Source organism: Bradyrhizobium diazoefficiens (assembly GCF_016616885.1).
Taxonomy (GTDB): domain Bacteria; phylum Pseudomonadota; class Alphaproteobacteria; order Rhizobiales; family Xanthobacteraceae; genus Bradyrhizobium; species Bradyrhizobium diazoefficiens_F.
Map to the genome: position 1 here is coordinate 4,473,445 of NZ_CP067102.1, position 18,200 is coordinate 4,491,644.

General features: G+C 65.7%; 16 protein-coding genes. 5 read left to right on the plus strand and 11 right to left on the minus strand.

Annotated features, from left to right (window positions below):
• Positions 1-36: 36 nt before the first annotated feature.
• Together JJC00_RS20925 and JJC00_RS20930 are read right to left on the minus strand one after the other, a co-directional pair.
• On the minus strand, positions 37-867 hold the full coding sequence (locus JJC00_RS20925; RefSeq protein WP_200467854.1) for a tetratricopeptide repeat protein: 831 nt from the start codon (positions 865-867) through the stop codon (positions 37-39).
• On the minus strand, positions 861-1,544 hold the full coding sequence (locus JJC00_RS20930) for a FecR family protein (protein WP_246773866.1): 684 nt from the start codon (positions 1,542-1,544) through the stop codon (positions 861-863). Before JJC00_RS20930 ends, JJC00_RS20925 begins: the two co-directional genes overlap by 7 nt.
• 209 nt (positions 1,545-1,753) lie before the next feature.
• Here JJC00_RS20930 and JJC00_RS20935 point away from each other — a divergent pair, with 209 nt between their 5' ends.
• On the plus strand, positions 1,754-3,904 hold the full coding sequence (locus tag JJC00_RS20935) for a VCBS domain-containing protein (protein ID WP_246773867.1): 2,151 nt from the start codon (positions 1,754-1,756) through the stop codon (positions 3,902-3,904).
• A 109-nt stretch (positions 3,905-4,013) separates the two neighbouring features.
• Entirely contained in the window at positions 4,014-4,160 is a 147-nt protein-coding gene (locus JJC00_RS20940; RefSeq protein ID WP_200467855.1) for a hypothetical protein, read from the plus strand.
• 162 nt (positions 4,161-4,322) lie between these two features.
• Here the strand turns inward: JJC00_RS20940 and ntrC are convergent, their stop codons facing one another.
• Genes ntrC through dusB form a run of 3 tightly spaced genes read right to left on the minus strand, consistent with a single transcriptional unit; the run spans position 4,323 to position 7,942 of the window.
• The gene (ntrC, locus tag JJC00_RS20945) at positions 4,323-5,765 is read right to left on the minus strand and encodes a nitrogen regulation protein NR(I) (protein WP_200467856.1); all 1,443 of its coding nucleotides are present in this window, start codon (positions 5,763-5,765) and stop codon (positions 4,323-4,325) included.
• 9 nt (positions 5,766-5,774) lie between these two features.
• Positions 5,775-6,944 (minus strand): two-component system sensor histidine kinase NtrB, encoded by a 1,170-nt coding sequence (locus tag JJC00_RS20950; protein ID WP_200467857.1) that lies wholly within the window; start codon positions 6,942-6,944, stop codon positions 5,775-5,777.
• Positions 6,941-7,942 (minus strand): tRNA dihydrouridine synthase DusB, encoded by a 1,002-nt coding sequence (gene dusB, locus JJC00_RS20955; protein ID WP_200467858.1) that lies wholly within the window; start codon positions 7,940-7,942, stop codon positions 6,941-6,943. Before dusB ends, JJC00_RS20950 begins: the two co-directional genes overlap by 4 nt.
• Before the next feature lie 281 nt (positions 7,943-8,223).
• On the opposite strand from dusB, the gene JJC00_RS20960 reads away from it, so the two are divergent.
• Both JJC00_RS20960 and JJC00_RS20965 read left to right on the plus strand, forming a co-directional pair.
• On the plus strand, positions 8,224-9,405 hold the full coding sequence (locus JJC00_RS20960; RefSeq protein WP_200467859.1) for a bifunctional 2-C-methyl-D-erythritol 4-phosphate cytidylyltransferase/2-C-methyl-D-erythritol 2,4-cyclodiphosphate synthase: 1,182 nt from the start codon (positions 8,224-8,226) through the stop codon (positions 9,403-9,405).
• A 3-nt stretch (positions 9,406-9,408) separates the two neighbouring features.
• Entirely contained in the window at positions 9,409-10,020 is a 612-nt protein-coding gene (locus tag JJC00_RS20965; RefSeq protein ID WP_200467860.1) for a CinA family protein, read from the plus strand.
• 6 nt (positions 10,021-10,026) lie between these two features.
• On the opposite strand, the gene JJC00_RS20970 is transcribed toward JJC00_RS20965, so the two are convergent.
• The 4 genes from JJC00_RS20970 to lipA all read right to left on the minus strand — a co-directional run bounded on the left by JJC00_RS20970 (position 10,027) and on the right by lipA (position 13,486).
• Entirely contained in the window at positions 10,027-10,803 is a 777-nt protein-coding gene (locus tag JJC00_RS20970; protein WP_200467861.1) for a mechanosensitive ion channel family protein, read from the minus strand.
• Positions 10,804-10,896: 93 nt separating this feature from the next.
• On the minus strand, positions 10,897-11,076 hold the full coding sequence (locus JJC00_RS20975; protein ID WP_200467862.1) for a hypothetical protein: 180 nt from the start codon (positions 11,074-11,076) through the stop codon (positions 10,897-10,899).
• Positions 11,077-12,043: 967 nt separating this feature from the next.
• Positions 12,044-12,526 (minus strand): type II toxin-antitoxin system RatA family toxin, encoded by a 483-nt coding sequence (locus tag JJC00_RS20980; protein ID WP_200467863.1) that lies wholly within the window; start codon positions 12,524-12,526, stop codon positions 12,044-12,046.
• Between the two features lie 6 nt (positions 12,527-12,532).
• Positions 12,533-13,486, minus strand: a complete 954-nt coding sequence (gene lipA, locus JJC00_RS20985; protein WP_200467864.1) for a lipoyl synthase — start codon at positions 13,484-13,486, stop codon at positions 12,533-12,535.
• A 130-nt stretch (positions 13,487-13,616) separates the two neighbouring features.
• Here lipA and JJC00_RS20990 point away from each other — a divergent pair, with 130 nt between their 5' ends.
• The gene (locus JJC00_RS20990; protein WP_200467865.1) at positions 13,617-14,219 is read left to right on the plus strand and encodes a DNA-3-methyladenine glycosylase; all 603 of its coding nucleotides are present in this window, start codon (positions 13,617-13,619) and stop codon (positions 14,217-14,219) included.
• Positions 14,220-14,329: 110 nt separating this feature from the next.
• On the opposite strand, the gene JJC00_RS20995 is transcribed toward JJC00_RS20990, so the two are convergent.
• Together JJC00_RS20995 and JJC00_RS21000 are read right to left on the minus strand one after the other, a co-directional pair.
• The gene (locus tag JJC00_RS20995; protein ID WP_200467866.1) at positions 14,330-17,206 is read right to left on the minus strand and encodes a valine--tRNA ligase; all 2,877 of its coding nucleotides are present in this window, start codon (positions 17,204-17,206) and stop codon (positions 14,330-14,332) included.
• Positions 17,207-17,334: 128 nt separating this feature from the next.
• Positions 17,335-18,105, minus strand: a complete 771-nt coding sequence (locus tag JJC00_RS21000) for a PopZ family protein (RefSeq protein WP_200467867.1) — start codon at positions 18,103-18,105, stop codon at positions 17,335-17,337.
• Positions 18,106-18,200 lie beyond the last annotated feature (95 nt).

Sequence of the window (18,200 nt, forward strand, 5' to 3'; positions counted from 1 at the left end):
TGGGTTATCCACATCTGGTCTTCCGCTGAGGGCATCCTAGCGCACGCCATACCGCGCGAATTCCTCCGCGATGTCGGCCCGGATGGCCTTCGCGGCCGCGACGTCGGCTTCGCCGGCGGCGATGTCGCCGCGGCGGGCCTTCGCCAGGCCCCGGCCATACAGCGCGGCCGCCAGCTTCGGGTCGATGCGGAGCGCGGAATCGTAGTCGGCGATCGCCGCCGCGAGACGTCCGGCCCTGAGGTTCGCCAGCGCGCGGGAATCGTAGGTCGCCGAGGTGTGGGCGCCGGCGCCGATCGCCCTGTCGCAGGCCTCCATGGCGTCCCGCGCCTCCGTCGAACTCGCCCGGATCCAGCAGAGGCCGCTCCAAGCCACTTCCAGGTCGGGGTCGAGACGCACCGCTTCGCCGTAGTCGCGCTCCGCGCGCGTCGGATCGCCCTTCTTCAGCCGGGCCTCGGCGCGGTTGGCGAAGGCCCGCGCATAGGTCGGAGCGAGGGCGACGGCCCGGTCGAAATCCTCGATCGCGGCGTCGTAGTCGCCCTTTCTCAGTCTGGCCGCGCCGAGGTTGTTGACGGGCTTGACGAAGGCCGGATCGACCGCGATGGCGCTTTCAAAGTCGGCCACGGCGTGGTCGTAGTCGGCCTTCTCGGAGTAGGCGACGCCGCGGTTGTTGTAGGCGATGGCGAGCGAAGACGGGCCGCCCTGGTTCGCCTCGATGAAGGCCGAGCAGGCCTCGATCCGCGTGTCGGGCGCAGCGGCGCCGTTGCACAGCTCGACGTTCCGGAACTGGCCTTCCTTCAGCTTCTGTGCGGCGGCCGGCGCGAGCAGCAGGATCACGATCGACGCCGCCGCGAGGCGCGCGTTCAGCATCCGCGGCAGATGCCGGGCGTACGCTCGGCCCTCCGCTCCCGCGCCGGAGCGGCCGCCCTGCGCTTCGGAACGCCGCTCTTGTCCAGCACCTTGTCCTTGCCCTCCTCGATCAGGGTGGAGAACCTGACGGTGCCGTCGTCGGAGACCTCGATGTGGGGCGTGGTGCCCCGGATGCCCATGGTCGCCACCGGAGTGTCGACCTTCATGTCGCCGCTCTTGGCGACGGCTCCGGCCACGAAGGTGGCCGTCCCCCTGGTCAGGTTGAACAGGCTCGCGTTGGATTTGGCGCCCGGGTCGTAGACGAATTCGTTCATCTCCATGCTGGCGTTGCTGGACAGGTTGAACGAAGAGCCGTCGGCGAAATTGATGCCGAGCTTGCCGTCGGCGCCGGTCTTGACCACGTCGCCCTGGTAGACCGGGTCGCCGACCTTGACGGCGGCCTTGTCGTTGGAAAGGGCGGTCTGGAAGACGGCCGTGCCGGCGTGCTCGACCGCCACCTTGCCGACGATCATCACGATCTTGCCGATCGGTTTGACGTCGGAGGGCGGCGCGTTCTGCGCCGACGCCGTCCGGGATGCGGTCAAACCGAGACACAGGAAGCCGAGACACAGGAAGCCGAGACACAGGAAGCCGAGCCGCAGGGCCGCGAGGCCCACCATCGTCCGTCGCCCGTCCATGCTGCTTCTCCCTTCGCGAGAAGAGCCCCATCATCGCGCCCCGCGAATGATGGCAGAGCCACGCGAGACGGGCCAGATCGGGCTTCGGGCTACCACTTAATAGTCAGTCGGGCCCGCGTTCATGCTGCGCGGCGTCCGCCGAAATGGCGTATTTCCGAGCGTGCAATGCGGGCAGATGCGGCGGCATCGGCGCGATCCGAAACGACAACATGCGAGACGTGGCGATGTCGCCGGCACGGGTCTTCGACGGTCTACGACGCACGCCGCCCGGCAGCCGGCTCGGCGTCGCGTCGCTGACCGGCGGGATTTCGTTCGTGGCGCTGATCCTGTCCGCGCTGAAGGAGGCGTGGGGCGCCGATCCGGACGTCGCGCTGTTCGACCACGACAGCATCACCTACAAGGATTTCGCGCACGGCTCCTTCGAGCTCGTCACCAAGGAGGCCGTGCCGCGCCACATCATCGTCGACGATCCCGGACAGACCGTCGTCCTGAGCAAGACCGGGTCCTCGGTCAGCTTCGCCCAGCTCGCCAACAACGCGTCGCAGATGGACGACTTGCAAGCCCAGCAACAGGACGTGCTCGCGAACTATTCGCGGGAGCACGGGCCGGCCGGCTCCAGCACGCCGCCCGGCGAAACCGCCGATCCGTCGCCGCAGCCGATTAATTTCGAGGCTCCGAACGGGCCGACGGCGCCGCATGCCCTTGAGGGACTGGTAGTGCCGGCGAGCTTGGTCCCGGACGCGCCGATCCATTCGGCACCGACCCTGAACCTCGGATCGGCTCCGGTCGAGATCGACACGATCAGGTTCGACGAATTCTCCGCATCCAGCGGCAGCTTCTCGGCCTCGAGCTTCGGCTCCGGCGGCGCGCCGACCTTCGGCATCGCCGGCGGGATCGTCGGTCCCTTCACGGTGGCGGGCGCGAGCTTCGACGTGGAGAAGCCGGGCTCGTTCGGAATCCTCTACGTGAACAGCCATACCGGCGCCTACACCTACGTGCCCAACAACGACGCCATCAACGCGCTGAAGGCTCCCAGCGCCGACAACTTCACGATCACCGCCTCCGACGGCTTCGCCTCAGCGAGCCAGAGCTTCACCATCGACATCAACGGGACGGACGACGCGTCCGTGATCTCCGGCGCCACCGCCGGATCGGTCGCCGCCACCGCAATGGCCGCCACGGCCTTCGCGGCCGGTCACGACGTCCATGCCGCGCCGACCGCGAGCGGCACGCTGACCGACGCCGACGTCGACGATCCCGCCAACACGTTCACCGTGGTGAGCACGCCCCACGCCAGCGACCACGGCTACGGTACCTTCACCATGACGACCGACGGGCACTGGACCTACACGCTCGACGACGCCAATCCGGCCGTGCTCGCGCTGAAGGCCTGCGACACGACGACGGACACTTTCACCGTGACCACGATCGGCGGCACGCCGCAGACGATCACCGTGACCATCCAGGGCGCGGGCGATCCATCCGTCGTCTCCGGCGACACGCATGGACGCGTGGTCGAGGCTGGCGGGGTCCACAACGCCGACCACGGCGTCCCGACCGCCAGCGGCGTGCTGACCGCCGTCGACGTCGACGGACCTTCGAACGACTTCGACGCGGTCGCCTGTCCCGAGACCAGCGACCACGGCTACGGCACCTTCACCATGACGTCCGACGGGCACTGGACCTTCGCGCTCGACAACGGCAATTGCGCGGTCCAGGCGCTCAACGTCGGTCAGAACCTCACCGACAGCTTCACGGTGACGACGGCGGACGGGACCGCGCAATCGGTGAGCATCACGATCGAGGGCAGCAACGACGCGGCGACGATCTGCGGGGATACCCACGGATGCGTGACCGAACCGAGCAACTCCTGCCTGCCGCCGCCCAGCGCCAGCGGCACCTTGAGCGACAAGGACGTGGACAATCCGGACGATACCTTCACGGCGACGACGTGCCCTCAGGCCAGCGAGCACGGCTACGGCAGCTTCACCATGACGGCCGACGGCACCTGGACCTACACGCTCGATCCGGGCAACCCGGCGGTGGAGGCCCTGCGGTCCTGCGATACGCTGACCGACTGCTTCATCGTGACCACGATCGACGGAACGCCCCAGACGGTGAGCGTGACCATCCAGGGCGCGGCGGAGGCCGATTCGTTCCGGTTCAAGGAAAGCTTCGGCTCCGCCCCTGCGGCCCCGACGCCGGCATCGTCCGCCGAGGTCGTCCAGGCGGCTTTCGCCGACGCCGCTCATCCGACGGCAATTCCGCCGGACGACCTACACTCGGTCGGGCACGACGCGGGCCCACACGAGGCGGCCGCCGTCGGGTTCCATCCGCCGCAGCACGATCTGATCGTCTGAGCGCCGGTTTCCGGCCGGCGGACTTTGTGTTTGCCGCGCATTCACAGGTAATGGCGGATCGTTTGCGAATGTCCCGGAACAGAATCATGTCGTTCCGGCTTGACCCGGCATGGATAGATTCTTTCTCGCGATCATAGTGTCGGCCGTGCTGCTGCTGATCGTGGCCTCTGACCTCCTGGTCAATGGCCCGAGCAGGCAGGACCAGACGGCGGAAATGGCCAATATCCAGCCGGTCGTGGTCCGGCTGATCAGATAGGTGCGACACTGCGCGCTGCGGCCGAATGACGAATTCGAACGTTCCCGCGGAACATTTGAGCCCGGCTCGGACTTCTGCTCACCGCGTCAGCCACACAGGCCAGCGCGATCCGGACAGGCTCAGCTCACCTTTGGTAGGGGGAGCTGAGCCACCGCTCCGAAATTAGCCCCCGCTCCGATACACCTGGATATCGAGATCCCGGATCTTCTTCCGCAGCGTGTTGCGGTTGAGACCAAGGAGATCGGCGGCACGGATCTGGTTGCCGCGGGTGGCGGCGAGCGCGGCCGTGAGCAGCGGCACCTCGATCTCCTTGAGGATGCGGTGATAAAGGCCCGGCGGCGGCACGCCGTTCGGGAAGCCCTGGAAGTGCGATGAGAGATAGGCCTCCACCGCGCCGCCGAGATTGTCGACGCCCTGCTGGACCGCCGCGCCCGGGCTGACCGAGGGCGGCGCGAGTTCGCCGTCGATGACGGAGCCCGTGATCACGTCCTGCGGATAGAGCGCCGCAAGGCGACGGGCGAGGTTTTCAAGCTCGCGCACGTTGCCGGGCCAGCGGTGCTGCTTCATCCGCTCCAGCGCCAGCGTGTCGAGCTTCTTCGGCGGCAGACCGTCCTTCTCGGCGAGTGTGAAGAAGTGGCGCACGAGGTCCGGCAGGTCCTCGATACGCTCGCGCAGCGGTGGCAAGCGCAGCGGCACGACATTGAGGCGGAAGAACAGATCCTCGCGGAACAGACCCTGCTGGATCAGCACGCGCAGATCCTTGTTGGAGGCTGCGACGATCCGCACATCGGTCTTGATCGGGGTGCGGCCGCCGACCGTGGTGTATTCGCCCTGCTGCAGCACGCGCAGCAGGCGGGTCTGCGCCTCCATCGGCATGTCGCCGATTTCGTCGAGGAACAGCGTGCCGCCCTCGGCCTGCTCGAACCGGCCGGAGGCACGCGTGTTGGCTCCGGTGAAGGCGCCGCGCTCATGGCCGAACAGCTCGGATTCAATGAGGTCGCGCGGGATCGCCGCCATGTTGACCGCGACGAACGGGCCGTTGCGGCGCTTGCCGTAATCATGCAGCGCGCGCGCCACCAGCTCCTTGCCGGTCCCGGACTCGCCCGTGATCATCACGGTGAGGTCGGTCTGCATCAGGCGTGCGAGCACGCGGTAGATTTCCTGCATCGCCGGCGAACGCCCGACCAGCGGGATCGCCTCCATCTCGGCGTCGTCGTCCGGCGTCGCGACCCGCTCCTTCGGCTCGGCGAGCGCACGGCCGACGATGGCGATCAGCTCCTTCAGGTCGAAGGGCTTGGGCAGGTATTCATAGGCGCCGCGCTCCGAGGCGCGGATCGCCGTCATGAAGGTGTTTTGCGCGCTCATGACGATGACGGGCAAATTCGGCCGCATCTTCTTGATCCGCGGCAGCAGATCGAAGGCGTTTTCGTCCGGCATCACCACGTCGGTGATGACGAGATCGCCCTCCCCCTGGCTGACCCAGCGCCACAGCGTCGCGGCATTGCCGGTCAGCCTGACTTCATACCCGGCCCGGGAAAGTGCCTGGTTGAGAACCGTGCGGATGGCGGTGTCGTCATCAGCTACGAGAATGCTACCTGCGGGCATTGTTAATCCTCATTTTGCCCCCTGTGATGCAGACGACGACTTCCCGGCAGAGCCGTCGCGACTGCTGTGATCAGCGTGTTTGACCGATGTGGAATACATCGGCATCAGCACGCGGAAGGTGGTCTTTCGCGGCTGAGACTCGCATTCGATGATGCCCCCGTGATCGCCGATGATCTTGGCGACCAGCGCGAGACCGAGGCCAGAGCCGGTCTGCTTGGTGGTCACGAAGGGATCGAACAGATTGGGCAGAAGATCGTCCGGCACGCCTGGTCCATTGTCCCTCACGCAGAATTCAAGCGGCAGGGATACCCGGGATTTTTGACCGGGGACTGACAGGCGCACGCCGGGGCGGAACGCGGTGGTGAGCTGGATCTCGGCGTCGGGAACGTCGATCAGTGCTTCGGCGGCATTCTTCACCAGATTGAGGAACACCTGGATCAGCTGGTCCTGGTTCGCCAGCACCGGCGGCAGCGACGGATCGTAATCCTCGATGAAACGGATGTTGCGGGCAAAGCCCGACTGCGCCAGCCGCTTCACGTGGTCGAGCACCGAATGGATGTTGACGGGGCCGCGCACCACGGGTCGTTCGTCGCCGAACACCTCCATGCGGTCGACCAGCGTCACGATGCGGTCGGCTTCGTCGCAGATCAGGCGGGTCAGCATGCGGTCTTCGGAGGAGGCCTGCTGCTCGAGCAACTGCGCCGCGCCGCGGATGCCGGAGAGCGGGTTCTTGATCTCGTGCGCCAGCATGGCCGCGAGCGCAATCACCGAACGGGCGGCGCTGCGATGGGTGAGCTGCCGGTCCATCTTGTCGGCGATAGAACGCTCCTGGAGCATCACCACGATATGGCCGGGCCGCTCGGTGAGCGGCGCGACATGCAGATCGACCTGGCGGTCGCCGCCCATGCGCGGCGTGCCGAGATCGACCTTGTATTCGTTGACCGGCGAATTCGACGAGCGCACCTGGTCGATCAGCGCCAGCAAGGGACTGCCAAACGGCACCAGCTCTTTCAACGACTGCCGCTTCAAGAACTGCGTCGAGATATCGAAGAAGGCTTCTGTCGCGATATTGGCGGCGACGATCTTGCCGTCGGGCCCGATCATCAGCACGGGATTGGGCAAGGCATCCAGGATCGCGTCGCTGTCGGACGGCTTGCGATGGTCAGCGGCTGAGGTCATGCAGCAGCGCTCCATGCGAAATCGTCGAACGCATCCTGCAGGGACTGGTGCACGAGGCCCGGATCCTCGGACGTCAGGATCTTCTGGCGCCAGGCCTTCAGCGTCTCGACCGGCGTGCCGCTCGCTTCGGCCGCGACATCGAGCGCCCAGCCGAGATGTTTTCGCGCATGCTTGAGGCCCACGCGCAGGCCGTAGAGCGCGCAGACGCCCTCATAGAGCGTGCGGACATAATGAAGCTGCGTCGCGAGCGACGGCGTCGTTTCTGCCGCCCCGCCATTCAGGCGCCGGCCGATCTCGCCGGGCAGCCAGGGCTGGCCCTGCGCGCCGCGGCCGATCATCACGGCATCGGCGCCGGAGACTTCGAGCGCCGCGAGCGCCTTCTCATAAGTGGTGATGTCGCCGTTGACGACGAGCGGAATGGAGATGGCCTCGCGCACCGCGCGGATCGCATCCCAATCGGCCTCGCCCTTGTAGAACTGACAGCGGGTGCGGCCATGGACGGTGACGAGCTTGACGCCGGCGGCCTCCGCGCGACGCGCCAGCTCCGGCGCGTTGCGGGTGCGGTCATCCCAGCCGAGCCGCATCTTCAGCGTCACCGGAACCTTCACGGCAGCAATCGTCACCTCGATCAGGCTGACGGCATGATCGAGATCGCGCATCAGGGCGGAGCCCGACTGGCCCCCGGTGACGTGGCGGGCCGGACAGCCCATGTTGATGTCGATGATATCGGCGCCCTCGGCCTCGGCGATCCGGGCGCCTTCGGCCATCCAGTGCGCCTCGCAGCCGGCGAGCTGGACCACGTGCGGCCCGACCCCGGTCGCTTCGCAGCGCAACCGCGACATCCGGTGGCCATTGGCGAGCTCATCGCTGGCCGTCATTTCGGAGACGACCAGACCCGCGCCGAGCTCGGCGGCCAGCCGGCGGACGGGTGAGTCCGTCACTCCCGACATCGGTGCCAGGAAGACCGGGGTAGCGATTTCAATATCGCCTATTTTCAACGGCTTAGAGCCTGAACTTGCCGGGCCGGTCACAGGGGTCTCGTTCAGTGGACAGGGCCTCATCGCGCCTGCCATGGCCTATCTTGCGCACAATTCTTGTGCAGTCAAGCGTCATGCCTACAGTTTAGACAGTTCTGCAGATCTTTCAAGTGCAGTGCAGCAAAATGCTGAATCCCACAATCCCGGGAAACCCCCTTTTTTTGCGGGCCTGCCGTGCTAGAGGCATGCCGGCAATCACCCCACGCCCGACGCATCCCTTAACAGTTCAATATTTGAGTCCTATGGCGAAATCACAGCGCACCGCAGTCGTTCTTGTCGCGGCCGGACGTGGCCTGCGCGCGGGCGCGGGCGGGCCGAAGCAATATCGTGAGATCGGCGGCGTGCCCGTGATCTACCGCGCCATGGAAGCCTTCAGCACCCACGCGGACGTGTTCGCCGTGCAGCCGGTGGTGAACCCGGACGACGGCGCCATGTTCACGGCAGCGGTCGCAGGCTTGAAGCACGAGGCGCCGACCAATGGCGGCGCGACGCGTCAGGCCTCGGTGCTCGCCGGTCTCGAAGCGCTCGCCAGGCACCAGCCCGACATCGTCCTGATCCACGATGCCGCGCGTCCCTTCGTCTCGGCCGGCGTGATCTCGCGCGCGATCGCGGCGGCAAGCCGCACAGGTGCGGCGATCCCCGTCGTCGCCGTCACCGACACCATCAAGGTCACGAGCGCGGACGGCAATGTCGAGGACACGCCGGACCGGGCAAGTTTGCGAATCGCGCAGACGCCGCAATCCTTTCGTTTCGATGTCATCCTCGAAGCGCATCGTCGCGCGGCAAAGGACGGACGAAGCGATTTCACCGATGATGCCGCGATCGCCGAATGGGCGGGATTGACGGTTGCGACGTTTGAAGGCGATGTTGCCAACATGAAGCTCACCACCCCCGAAGATTTCGCGCGCGAGGAAGCGCGTCTGGCCAGCCTGCTCGGCGACATCAGGACCGGCACGGGCTATGACGTCCACGCCTTCGGCGAAGGCGACCATCTCATGCTCTGCGGCGTGCGTGTGCCGCACACCAAGGGTTTTCTCGCCCACTCCGACGGCGATGTCGGCCTTCATGCGCTGGTGGATGCGATCCTCGGCGCGCTGGCCGACGGCGACATCGGCTCGCACTTCCCGCCGAGCGATGCGAAGTGGAAGGGCGCCTCCTCCGATCAGTTTTTGAAATACGCCATCGAGCGCGTGACGGCGCGCGGCGGCCGCGTCGCCAATCTCGAGGTCACGATGATCTGCGAGCGGCCGAAGATCGGCCCGCTGCGCGACACCATGCGCGCGCGCATTGCCGAGATCTCCGGCGTTGACATCTCCCGCGTCGCGGTGAAGGCGACGACCAGCGAGCGGCTCGGCTTCACCGGCCGTGAGGAAGGCATCGCGGCCACCGCGAGCGCCACCATCCGCCTGCCCTGGAGCGTCTAGGCCATGGGCGGCAGCGACGCACGCGCCCTCTCCCGCTCGCTGCTCGATCTGTGCCGGATGCGCAAGCTGACGATCGCGACCGCCGAGTCCTGCACCGGCGGCCTGGTCGCCGGCGCGCTGACCGATATTCCCGGTTCGTCTGATGTCATCGATCGCGGCTTCGTCACCTATTCCAACGACGCCAAGCGCGCGATGCTCGGCGTCGAGGCCAGCACACTCACCAATTTCGGCGCGGTCAGCAAGGAGACCGCGACCGCCATGGCCGTCGGCGCACTGGAGCGTGCCGGCGTTGATCTCGCGGTTGCCATCACCGGCATTGCCGGCCCCGGTGGCGCCACGCCCGGCAAGCCGGTCGGCCTCGTGCATTTCGCCGTTGCCGCGCGCGATGGCCGCATCGTTCATCGCGAGCAGCGATTTGGCGCGATCGGCCGCACCGCCGTGCGTCAGCGCTCGGTGGTCGAGGCCCTGCGCATGCTGATGGATCTCGCCCGCGGCCCCCAGGCCGCGGCCAAGCCGCGCCGCGCCACCGCCGCAACCCGCCTGCGCCCGCGCGTCACACGAACGCCGCGCCGGCACGTCGCGAAGCGAAGGCCGCCGCGATCGCCGCGGGGTTGAGGCGCCTTACGCAGCTGCCAGCAGCGCGCTCGCGTGATCGAGCACGCGCTGCTTGACCGCATCGGCATCCGACGGCTTCACCTTCGCGCTCACCGTCAACTCTACGACCGGTGCCACGGGATCCGTGGCGATCACCTTCGATACATTGACCGACGGCGCGGCCCGCGCGTCGACCCGCGGATCATCGCGCAGCTCCTTCAGGATCCGGTCGGCGAGCGTATTGGCCGAACCCGCCCTGACCGGAAAAGTCACCTTGACCTCGCCCGTGCCGGGATAGGCGCTATGATTGATGATGGCGGCACCCCAGACCTGGCCGTTCGGCAGCAGGATCTGCGTGTTGTCGGGCGCGACCAGCTCGGTCATGAACAGCGACAGCGATCTCACCTTGCCGGCCTTGCCGCCGACCTCGACGTCATCGCCGATGTGGAAGGGCCGGAACAGCAGCAGCATGACGCCCGCGGCGAGATTGGACAGCGTGCCCTGCAACGCCAGACCGATGGCGAGTGATGTTGCGCCCAACACCGCGACGAGGCTCGCCGTCTGGATGCCAAAGAGTTGCAGCACGGCGATGCCGACCACCGCCAGCACGCCGTAACGCGTGACGCTGGACACGAACAGGGTCACGAGCGGATCGACCCGGTGGCCGACATCGAGCACACGCGTGACGACGCGCTGCATGGCGCCCGACAGATACCAGCCGATCGCCAGCAGCAGGATCGCGTAGATCGCGTTCAGTCCATACAGGACGAGTGACGCTTTCAGCGTGTCGAAATTGATGGTCATGAGGTCTCCAACCCGGAACAATCGGTTGCAAACTCGCCGTCGTGGAAAATGATCCTTTCAGCGGCCGAAGTTCCACATCGACCGCAGCCACCCTCACTGCGTCGTACGCTCGATCCGGTGCATGACGGGAAGCTTTTGTTCGATCGCCTTGGCAAGCACCGTCCCCGTCGTCCGGCCGAGCTCCTTGGCAATGATCGTGATCGGCTTGGTGCCGGCGAGTTTCCTGAGCTTGCTGAGCTCTTCCTCGCTCCACGACTGCTTCCAGCGCGCCATGTCCCCTGGTCCCACTACAAAAAGCCCCGCGCCCGACTCGGATTGTACTTGAGGACCTTGAGAGCGGCTGTCTTTCGGGTGTGCCGCATGCGGCAAGGGGTGTTTCGTCAGGACAAGCCGTTTTGGCACAAACTGCACTTGTCAGACCGTGCAGTGCGGCGTTCGAATCGAAGGTCTTGCGCCCTGCCTTGGCGCCTCCGAGCCACTATCCCTTGCGCTGCCTGTCGGGCAAAACACTCAACCGGCGGGTCAATCAGCTAGCGCTAAAATATTCCGCTTTACCGAAATTCGGCTTTGGCGTAATGGTGTGCCACCTCATCCCGGTCAGAGGGGCGTATCGCGATCGTCACGAACGTGGGGTGAGCCGTGGTGGACGCCGACTGCATCGGCGCGATTGGTTTCGCAGGGCGGGCAACCGTGAGCGAGAGCATCGCGCGCACGACCGGTGCGGTCAGCGTACGGCAAAACCGTGTCGTCCTGACGCCCGGGGTCTGTGCGTCAAGTCTTGCGGTGATGGGTGTGGCCCAACCGGGTCCGCGCATCAGCCATCCGCAAGGCGACGGGGGCAATAGTGCATCGCTCCCCGGGGAGAGCACGGCATAAGCCGTCAACCCACTGCGCAGGGAAGGCCGGATGTTTGGCTTCACCTGTATGCCGCTGTGCAGCCTCTTGTAGCGCAACCATCGCACAGTGGATCGCGGGTGCCCAGCCGGCACCCGGTCTTCCCTGCGCCCTCTGACACTGGAGGGCGAGACGAGGAAGCAAAACTCGGGCGAGACGCGTCGCGAGGATGCGGATCTGTGTCTGCGAGTTGAGATGCGAGCTATTGGAAGAGGGATGTTGCCCCTCGCTCGGTCATTGCGATCACAGCGAAGCCATCCAGAATCCTTCCGCGGAACGATTTCGGATTGTTTCGTCGCAAGAGCTCCTCGCAATGACAGTGGAGAGGCGTGCCAGACTGGAAGGACTAGGACGACGCGAGCTTCGGCCGGCCGTAGATTGCGTCCGCCCGTTTCTCGAACGCAGTAGAGAACCGCGCGAATGCGGCGTCGAACATCGAGCCCATCAGCATCGCCAGCATGCGGCTCTTGAACTCATAGGCGAGGAAGAAACCGACATCGCAGACGTCATTGCCATCCTGTTGGCCTTTGGGCTCGAACGTCCAGCGGTTTTCGAGATTACTGAACGGACCTTGCAGATATTCGACCAGGATTTTCAGATTGGCGCGGTCGAGCGTCACGCGGCTGGTGAAGGATTCCTTGACCAGTTTGAACGACACCGTCATGTCGGCGATCAGCACCTCGGTGCCGTCGGGTTTCGCCATGCGCTGACGGATCTTCAACGCGCTGCACAGCGGCACGAATTCCGGGTAGCGCTCGACATCGGCGACCAGATCAAACATCCTGGGTGCGCTGTGATTGACACGGCGCTTGCTCGAAAATTTGGGCATGTCAGTTCAGCGCGCGGCGGCCCGCGCAGCCTTCAGTCTCGCGAAATCCTCGCCGGCATGATGCGACGAACGGGTGAGCGGGCTCGCCGACACCATCAGGAAACCCTTGGTGTAGGCGACTTTTTCGTAAGAACTGAACTCGTCCGGCGGCACGTAGCGCATCACGGCGTGATGCTTGCGGGTCGGCTGGAGATATTGCCCGATGGTCAGGAAATCGACGTCGGCCGAGCGCAGATCGTCCATCACCTGCTGCACCTCGTGGCGCTCCTCGCCGAGGCCGACCATGATGCCGGACTTGGTGAAGATGGTGGGGTCGAGCTCCTTGACCCGCTGCAGCAGCCGGATCGAGTGGAAGTAGCGCGCGCCGGGCCGCACCGTCAGATAACGCGACGGCACGGTCTCGAGATTGTGGTTGAAAACGTCGGGCCGCGCCGCGACGACAACTTCGAGCGCGCCTTCCTTGCGCAGGAAGTCAGGCGTCAGGATCTCGATCGTGGTCGTGGGGCACGCGGCACGAATCGCACGGATGGTCTGGGCAAAATGCTCGGCGCCACCGTCGGCAAGATCGTCGCGGTCGACCGAGGTGATGACCACGTGCGCAAGACCCAGCTTGGCGACGGCCTCGGCGACGTTCTGCGGCTCAACCGCGTCCAGCGCGTTCGGCAGGCCGGTCTTGACGTTGCAGAAGGCGCAGGCCCGGGTGCAGGTGTCACCCATGATCATGAAGGTCGCGTGCTTCTTGTCCCAGCACTCGCCGATATTCGGGCAGCCCGCCTCCTCGCACACCGTGTGCAGGCCATTGGCGCGCACAATGTTGCGGGTGTCGGCGTAGCCGCGGGTATTGGGCGCGCGCACGCGGATCCAGTCCGGCTTCGGCGGCGAAGCGGAATCGGGACGATTCACCTTTTCGGGGTGGCGCGGGCGCAACGGGTTCGAGATGGTATCGACAATAACGACCATGATCTGTCCGGTCTGTTCAGGTCCTACCTAGTCGGTCTGGCTGCCTGCCGCAACCCGGCTCGCGCCGCTTCAGGGAACATGGCAGATATGGGCAATATCCTGCTCTGTTCTCAGGCGATTCTCACCTCGAATGGCTCCAGTCTCGAAGACTTCCACACCGCGGCTTGGCAAAGCGCTGAAGCGTGCCTTTTTCGCGCGCAGCGTCCGCGAGGTCGCGCGCGACCTGATCGGCGCGACCATGCTGGTCGACGGCGTCGGCGGGATCATCGTCGAGGTCGAGGCCTATCATCATACCGAGCCGGCAGCGCATTCCTACAACGGCCCGACGCCGCGGAACCAGATCATGTTCGGCCCGCCCGGCTTTGCCTATGTCTACCGCTCCTACGGCATCCACTGGTGCGTCAACTTCGTCTGCGAGGAGGAAGGCTCGGCCGCCGCAGTGTTGATCCGCGCGCTCGAGCCGACGCATGGCTTGGCCGCGATGCGCCGGCGCCGCCACGCGATCGATGTGCACGCGCTGTGCTCCGGCCCCGGCAAGCTGACGGAAGCTCTCGGCATCACTGTCGCGCACAACACCCTGCCGCTGGACCGGCCGCCGATCGCGCTGCATGCGCGGACGGAAGATCTGGATGTCGTGGCCGGCATCCGGATCGGCATAACCAAGGCGGTCGAGTTGCCCTGGCGCTATGGCATCAGGGGCTCGAAGTTTCTGAGCAAGCCGTTCCCGAAGTGAAGGTCATTCCGGGGCGATGCGCAGCATCGAACTATGGTGCGCAATTGCGCACCTGAGAATCTCGAGATTCCGGGTCTGGTCCTACGGACCATCCCGGAATGACGATGAGATCATGACGCCAGCTTCAACCGCTCCAGCGCCTCGAGCAGCTTGGCCTTGCGGGCCAGCGCCGCCTCGCGCTTTTCGCGCTCCTCCTCGACGACCTCTTCGGCCGCGTTGGCGACGAATTTCTCGTTCGCGAGCTTGGACTCGGCACGCTTGATGTCGGCGTCGGCCTTGCCGATCTCCTTGTCGAGGCGCGTGCGCTCGGCGGCGACGTCGATCACGCCCTTGAGCGGCAACGCGGCGACCTCGCCGCGCACCAGAAGCTGAACCGCGCCGTCAGGCGCGCGATCGGCGAAGGAGATGTCCGACAGACGGGCCATCCGCTTGATGACGTCGGTCCAGCGCGGCGCGCGCTCCTTCGTCTCGGCCGAGGCTCCTGCGAGCACCAGCGCCGTCAGCGTTGCCGGCGGGATGTTCATCTCGGCGCGCACCGAGCGGATCTGTGTGACCAGATCGATCACCCAGCCGATCTCGGCTTCCGCCTTGGGATCGGTGAAGTCGGCATGGTCGAAGATCGGCATGACGAACGCAGGCGAGATCAGCGGATCGGTCGGTCCCGCCGCAGCCGCAAGCATCGCAAGCTGCTCCGGCGTCGGACCGGACGGCTTCAGCGGCCAAGGTGCGAGCGCGAGCAGGTCGTCGCGCTTGGCCGTCACCTCCCAAAGCTCTTCGGTAATGAAGGGCATGAAGGGATGCAGCAGCTTCAGGATCTCGTCGCGCGCCCAGGCGACCATGGCGCGGGTCTCGTCCTTGGCGGGGCTGTCGGGACCGAGCAGCACGGGCTTGGCGAGCTCGACATACCAGTCGCAATAGACGTTCCAGACGAAACGGTAGATCGCGCCGGCGGCATCGTTGAAGCGATAGGCCTCAATGGCCTCGGTCACCTCGCGCGTGGTGTGCGCGCTCTCATGCGCGATCCAGCGGTTCAGCGTTTCCTTGGCCTTTGCCGGCTCGAAGCCCTCGGGCACCGCGCAGTGGTTCATCTCTGCGAAGCGGGACGCGTTCCAGAGCTTGGTCGCGAAATTGCGGTAACCCTCGACGCGGCTGGTGGCGAGCTTGATGTCGCGGCCCTGCGCCGCCATCGCGGCCAGCGTGAAGCGCAGTGCATCCGCACCGTATTCGTCGATCAGGTTGAGCGGATCGATCACGTTGCCCTTCGACTTCGACATCTTGGCGCCCTTCTCGTCGCGGACGAGGGCGTGGATGTAGATGGTCGAGAACGGCACTTCCTTCATGAAGTGCAGGCCCATCATCATCATCCGGGCGACCCAGAAGAAGATGATGTCGAAGCCGGTCACCAGCGCGTTGGTCGGATAGTAGCGCTTCACCTCGGGCGCGTCTTCCGGCCAGCCGAGCGTCGAGAACGACCACAGCGCCGAGGAGAACCAGGTGTCGAGCACGTCCTCGTCGCGGGTGATGAAGGCTTCACGCTTGTTGCGGTCGAGCGCCATCTCGCGACCCTGCTCGGCCGTGATCACCTCCTGCTCGACGTAATAGCCGAGCGCGTGGCTGATCGCCTCCTCCTCGGTCTCCGCAACGAAGACCTTGCCGTCAGGGCCGTACCAGGCCGGGATCTGATGGCCCCACCAGAGCTGGCGCGAGATGCACCAGGGCTGGATGTTCTCCATCCACTCGAAATAGGTCTTTTCCCAATTCTTCGGGACGAACGACGTCTCGCCCGAGCGCACCGCCGCGATCGCGGGCTTGGCGAGCGTCTTGGCGTCGACATACCACTGGTCAGTCAGGTACGGCTCGATCACGCTGTTGGAGCGGTCGCCATGCGGCACCATGTGGGTGTGCGGCTCGATCCGCTCGACGAAGCCGAACGATTCCAGCCGCTCGACGATGCGCTTGCGCGCAGCGAAGCGATCAACCTTGTTGAACTCCTCGGCGAACTGCGAGGCGCCTTCCGGCAGGCCGCGCAGATAATCCTCGTTGTCGAGGAGATCGAGGCAGCCTTCCTTGTCGAGCACGCTGATGCGGCGCAGGCCGTGGCGATTGCCGACCTCGAAGTCGTTGAAATCGTGCGCCGGCGTCACCTTCACCGCGCCCGAGCCCTTTTCCGGATCGGAATAGTCGTCGGCGACGATCTTAATCTTGCGGCCGACCAGCGGCAGGATGACGTTCTTGCCGACCAGCTTCTGGTAGCGCTCATCCTCGGGATGCACCGCCACGCCGGTATCGCCAAGCATGGTCTCCGGGCGCGTCGTGGCGACCACGATAAACGTCGCGGGATCCTCGGGATTGAACGTTTTGCCTTCGATCGGATAGCGCAGATACCAGAGGTGGCCCTTCACCTCGGTCTGCTGCACTTCGAGATCGGAGATCGCGGTCAAGAGCTTGGTGTCCCAGTTCACCAGCCGCTTGTCCTTGTAGATCAGGCCGTCGCGATGCAGCTCGACGAACACCTTGACCACGGCCTTGGACAGGCCCTCGTCCATGGTGAAGCGCTCGCGCGACCAGTCGCAGGAAGCGCCGAGGCGCTTGAGCTGGTTGATGATGGTGTCGCCGCTCTCGGCCTTCCACTGCCAGACCCGCTCCAGAAACTGCTCGCGGCCCATCTCGCGACGGCCGGGTTCCTGGCGCTCCATCAGCTGCCGCTCGACCACCATCTGGGTGGCGATACCGGCATGGTCGGTACCGGGCTGCCACAGCACGTCGCGGCCCCGCATGCGCTCAAAGCGGCACAAGATGTCCTGGAGCGTGTTGTTGAGGGCGTGGCCCATGTGCAGCGAGCCCGTCACGTTCGGCGGCGGGATCACGATGGTAAAGGGCACGGCGTCGCGACGGTCTGGACGGCCGGCCTTGAAGGCAAGGCTGTCCTCCCACACGACGGACATGCGGGCTTCGATATCGGCGGGCTGGTAGTTTTTCTCGATCATGGGGCGCTAGAAAGCCGCGCGCGGGGTTCAAGTCAACGGAAAGCTCAGCGGCAAAAGGGCTTTCCGGCCCGACCGGCAGGTCAAGCATGACGCAGCAGCAGGGCTTTATCGGGGCCGAGCGGCCGGGTTCAGCGGCCGCCGCGCGAGACTCGCTCGATTTCGGCCTTGACGATGCGTTCGACCAGGCCCGGCAGATTGTCGTCGAGCCAGGATTTCAGCATCGGACGCAGCATCTCCTTGACCAAATCCTCCAGCGTCCGCGCATTGCTGCTGAGCACCGTGTGCGCCAGCGAGTTGAAGGCGGATTCGACCGCCGAAACGGTCGACTGGGCCAGGATCGGCTGCTGCGGTGGCAGCGGCGGGGCGTCAAAGTCCACCGGCGCATAGGATGGCGCGGGTGTCGGGCGAGGCGGCGGCGTTTCGGCGAATTCAAGATCGTCGCGCGGCTCGACCCTGTGGAAGCTCGGTGGTGGTGGCGCGGGCGTCGGCTCCGGGTCCATCGCCATCTCGTCGGTCAATTCGAGCACGTCGGGTTCGGGCTCAGGTTCCGGGGCCCGTATCTCAGGCGCAGGCGTGGCCTCGTCGAGCCCCGCCAGCAGCGCGTCGATATCGTCCTGGTTGTTGGGGCCGGCATCAGCCGCAGGCGCAGGCGGCGGCGCGGCAGGCTTCGCGGCCGGTGGTGGCGCGGGCTTTTCAGCAGCAGGTTTTGCTGGCGCGACTTTGGAGGGCGGAATGTCAGCCGTCGTTTGTGGCTTTGGTGCAGGCGCGGCGGCGGGCGCCGGTGCTGGCTTCGCGGCCTCTGCCGGCGGCGGCTTCGCCTCATCGTCGGCAATGATGCGCCGGATCGAGGCCAGAATCTCCTCCATGGAGGGTTCTGTGACCTTTGCAGGCTGCGTCATCTCCGACTCCACATCATCAACGCCCTCGCATGCGTTGTTTTACACCAAGCACGACAGGATTGGCCGGTTCCGGATGTGTGGCCCGACATTTTCGT

Bases quoted from the DNA above. Each gene is read 5' to 3' on its own strand.
- JJC00_RS20995 (WP_200467866.1), bottom strand. From the start codon at position 17,206: ATGATCGAGAAAAACTACCAGCCCGCCGATATCGAAGCCCGCATGTCC.
- JJC00_RS20930 (WP_246773866.1), bottom strand. From the start codon at position 1,544: ATGGACGGGCGACGGACGATGGTGGGCCTCGCGGCCCTGCGGCTCGGC.
- ntrC (WP_200467856.1), bottom strand. From the start codon at position 5,765: ATGCCCGCAGGTAGCATTCTCGTAGCTGATGACGACACCGCCATCCGC.
- JJC00_RS20965 (WP_200467860.1), top strand. From the start codon at position 9,409: ATGGGCGGCAGCGACGCACGCGCCCTCTCCCGCTCGCTGCTCGATCTG.
- JJC00_RS20940 (WP_200467855.1), top strand. From the start codon at position 4,014: ATGGATAGATTCTTTCTCGCGATCATAGTGTCGGCCGTGCTGCTGCTG.
- JJC00_RS20925 (WP_200467854.1), bottom strand. From the start codon at position 867: ATGCTGAACGCGCGCCTCGCGGCGGCGTCGATCGTGATCCTGCTGCTC.
- JJC00_RS21000 (WP_200467867.1), bottom strand. From the start codon at position 18,105: ATGACGCAGCCTGCAAAGGTCACAGAACCCTCCATGGAGGAGATTCTG.
- JJC00_RS20980 (WP_200467863.1), bottom strand. From the start codon at position 12,526: ATGCCCAAATTTTCGAGCAAGCGCCGTGTCAATCACAGCGCACCCAGG.
- lipA (WP_200467864.1), bottom strand. From the start codon at position 13,486: ATGGTCGTTATTGTCGATACCATCTCGAACCCGTTGCGCCCGCGCCAC.
- JJC00_RS20935 (WP_246773867.1), top strand. From the start codon at position 1,754: ATGCGAGACGTGGCGATGTCGCCGGCACGGGTCTTCGACGGTCTACGA.
- JJC00_RS20975 (WP_200467862.1), bottom strand. From the start codon at position 11,076: ATGGCGCGCTGGAAGCAGTCGTGGAGCGAGGAAGAGCTCAGCAAGCTC.
- JJC00_RS20960 (WP_200467859.1), top strand. From the start codon at position 8,224: ATGGCGAAATCACAGCGCACCGCAGTCGTTCTTGTCGCGGCCGGACGT.
- JJC00_RS20990 (WP_200467865.1), top strand. From the start codon at position 13,617: ATGGCTCCAGTCTCGAAGACTTCCACACCGCGGCTTGGCAAAGCGCTG.
- JJC00_RS20950 (WP_200467857.1), bottom strand. From the start codon at position 6,944: ATGACCTCAGCCGCTGACCATCGCAAGCCGTCCGACAGCGACGCGATC.
- JJC00_RS20970 (WP_200467861.1), bottom strand. From the start codon at position 10,803: ATGACCATCAATTTCGACACGCTGAAAGCGTCACTCGTCCTGTATGGA.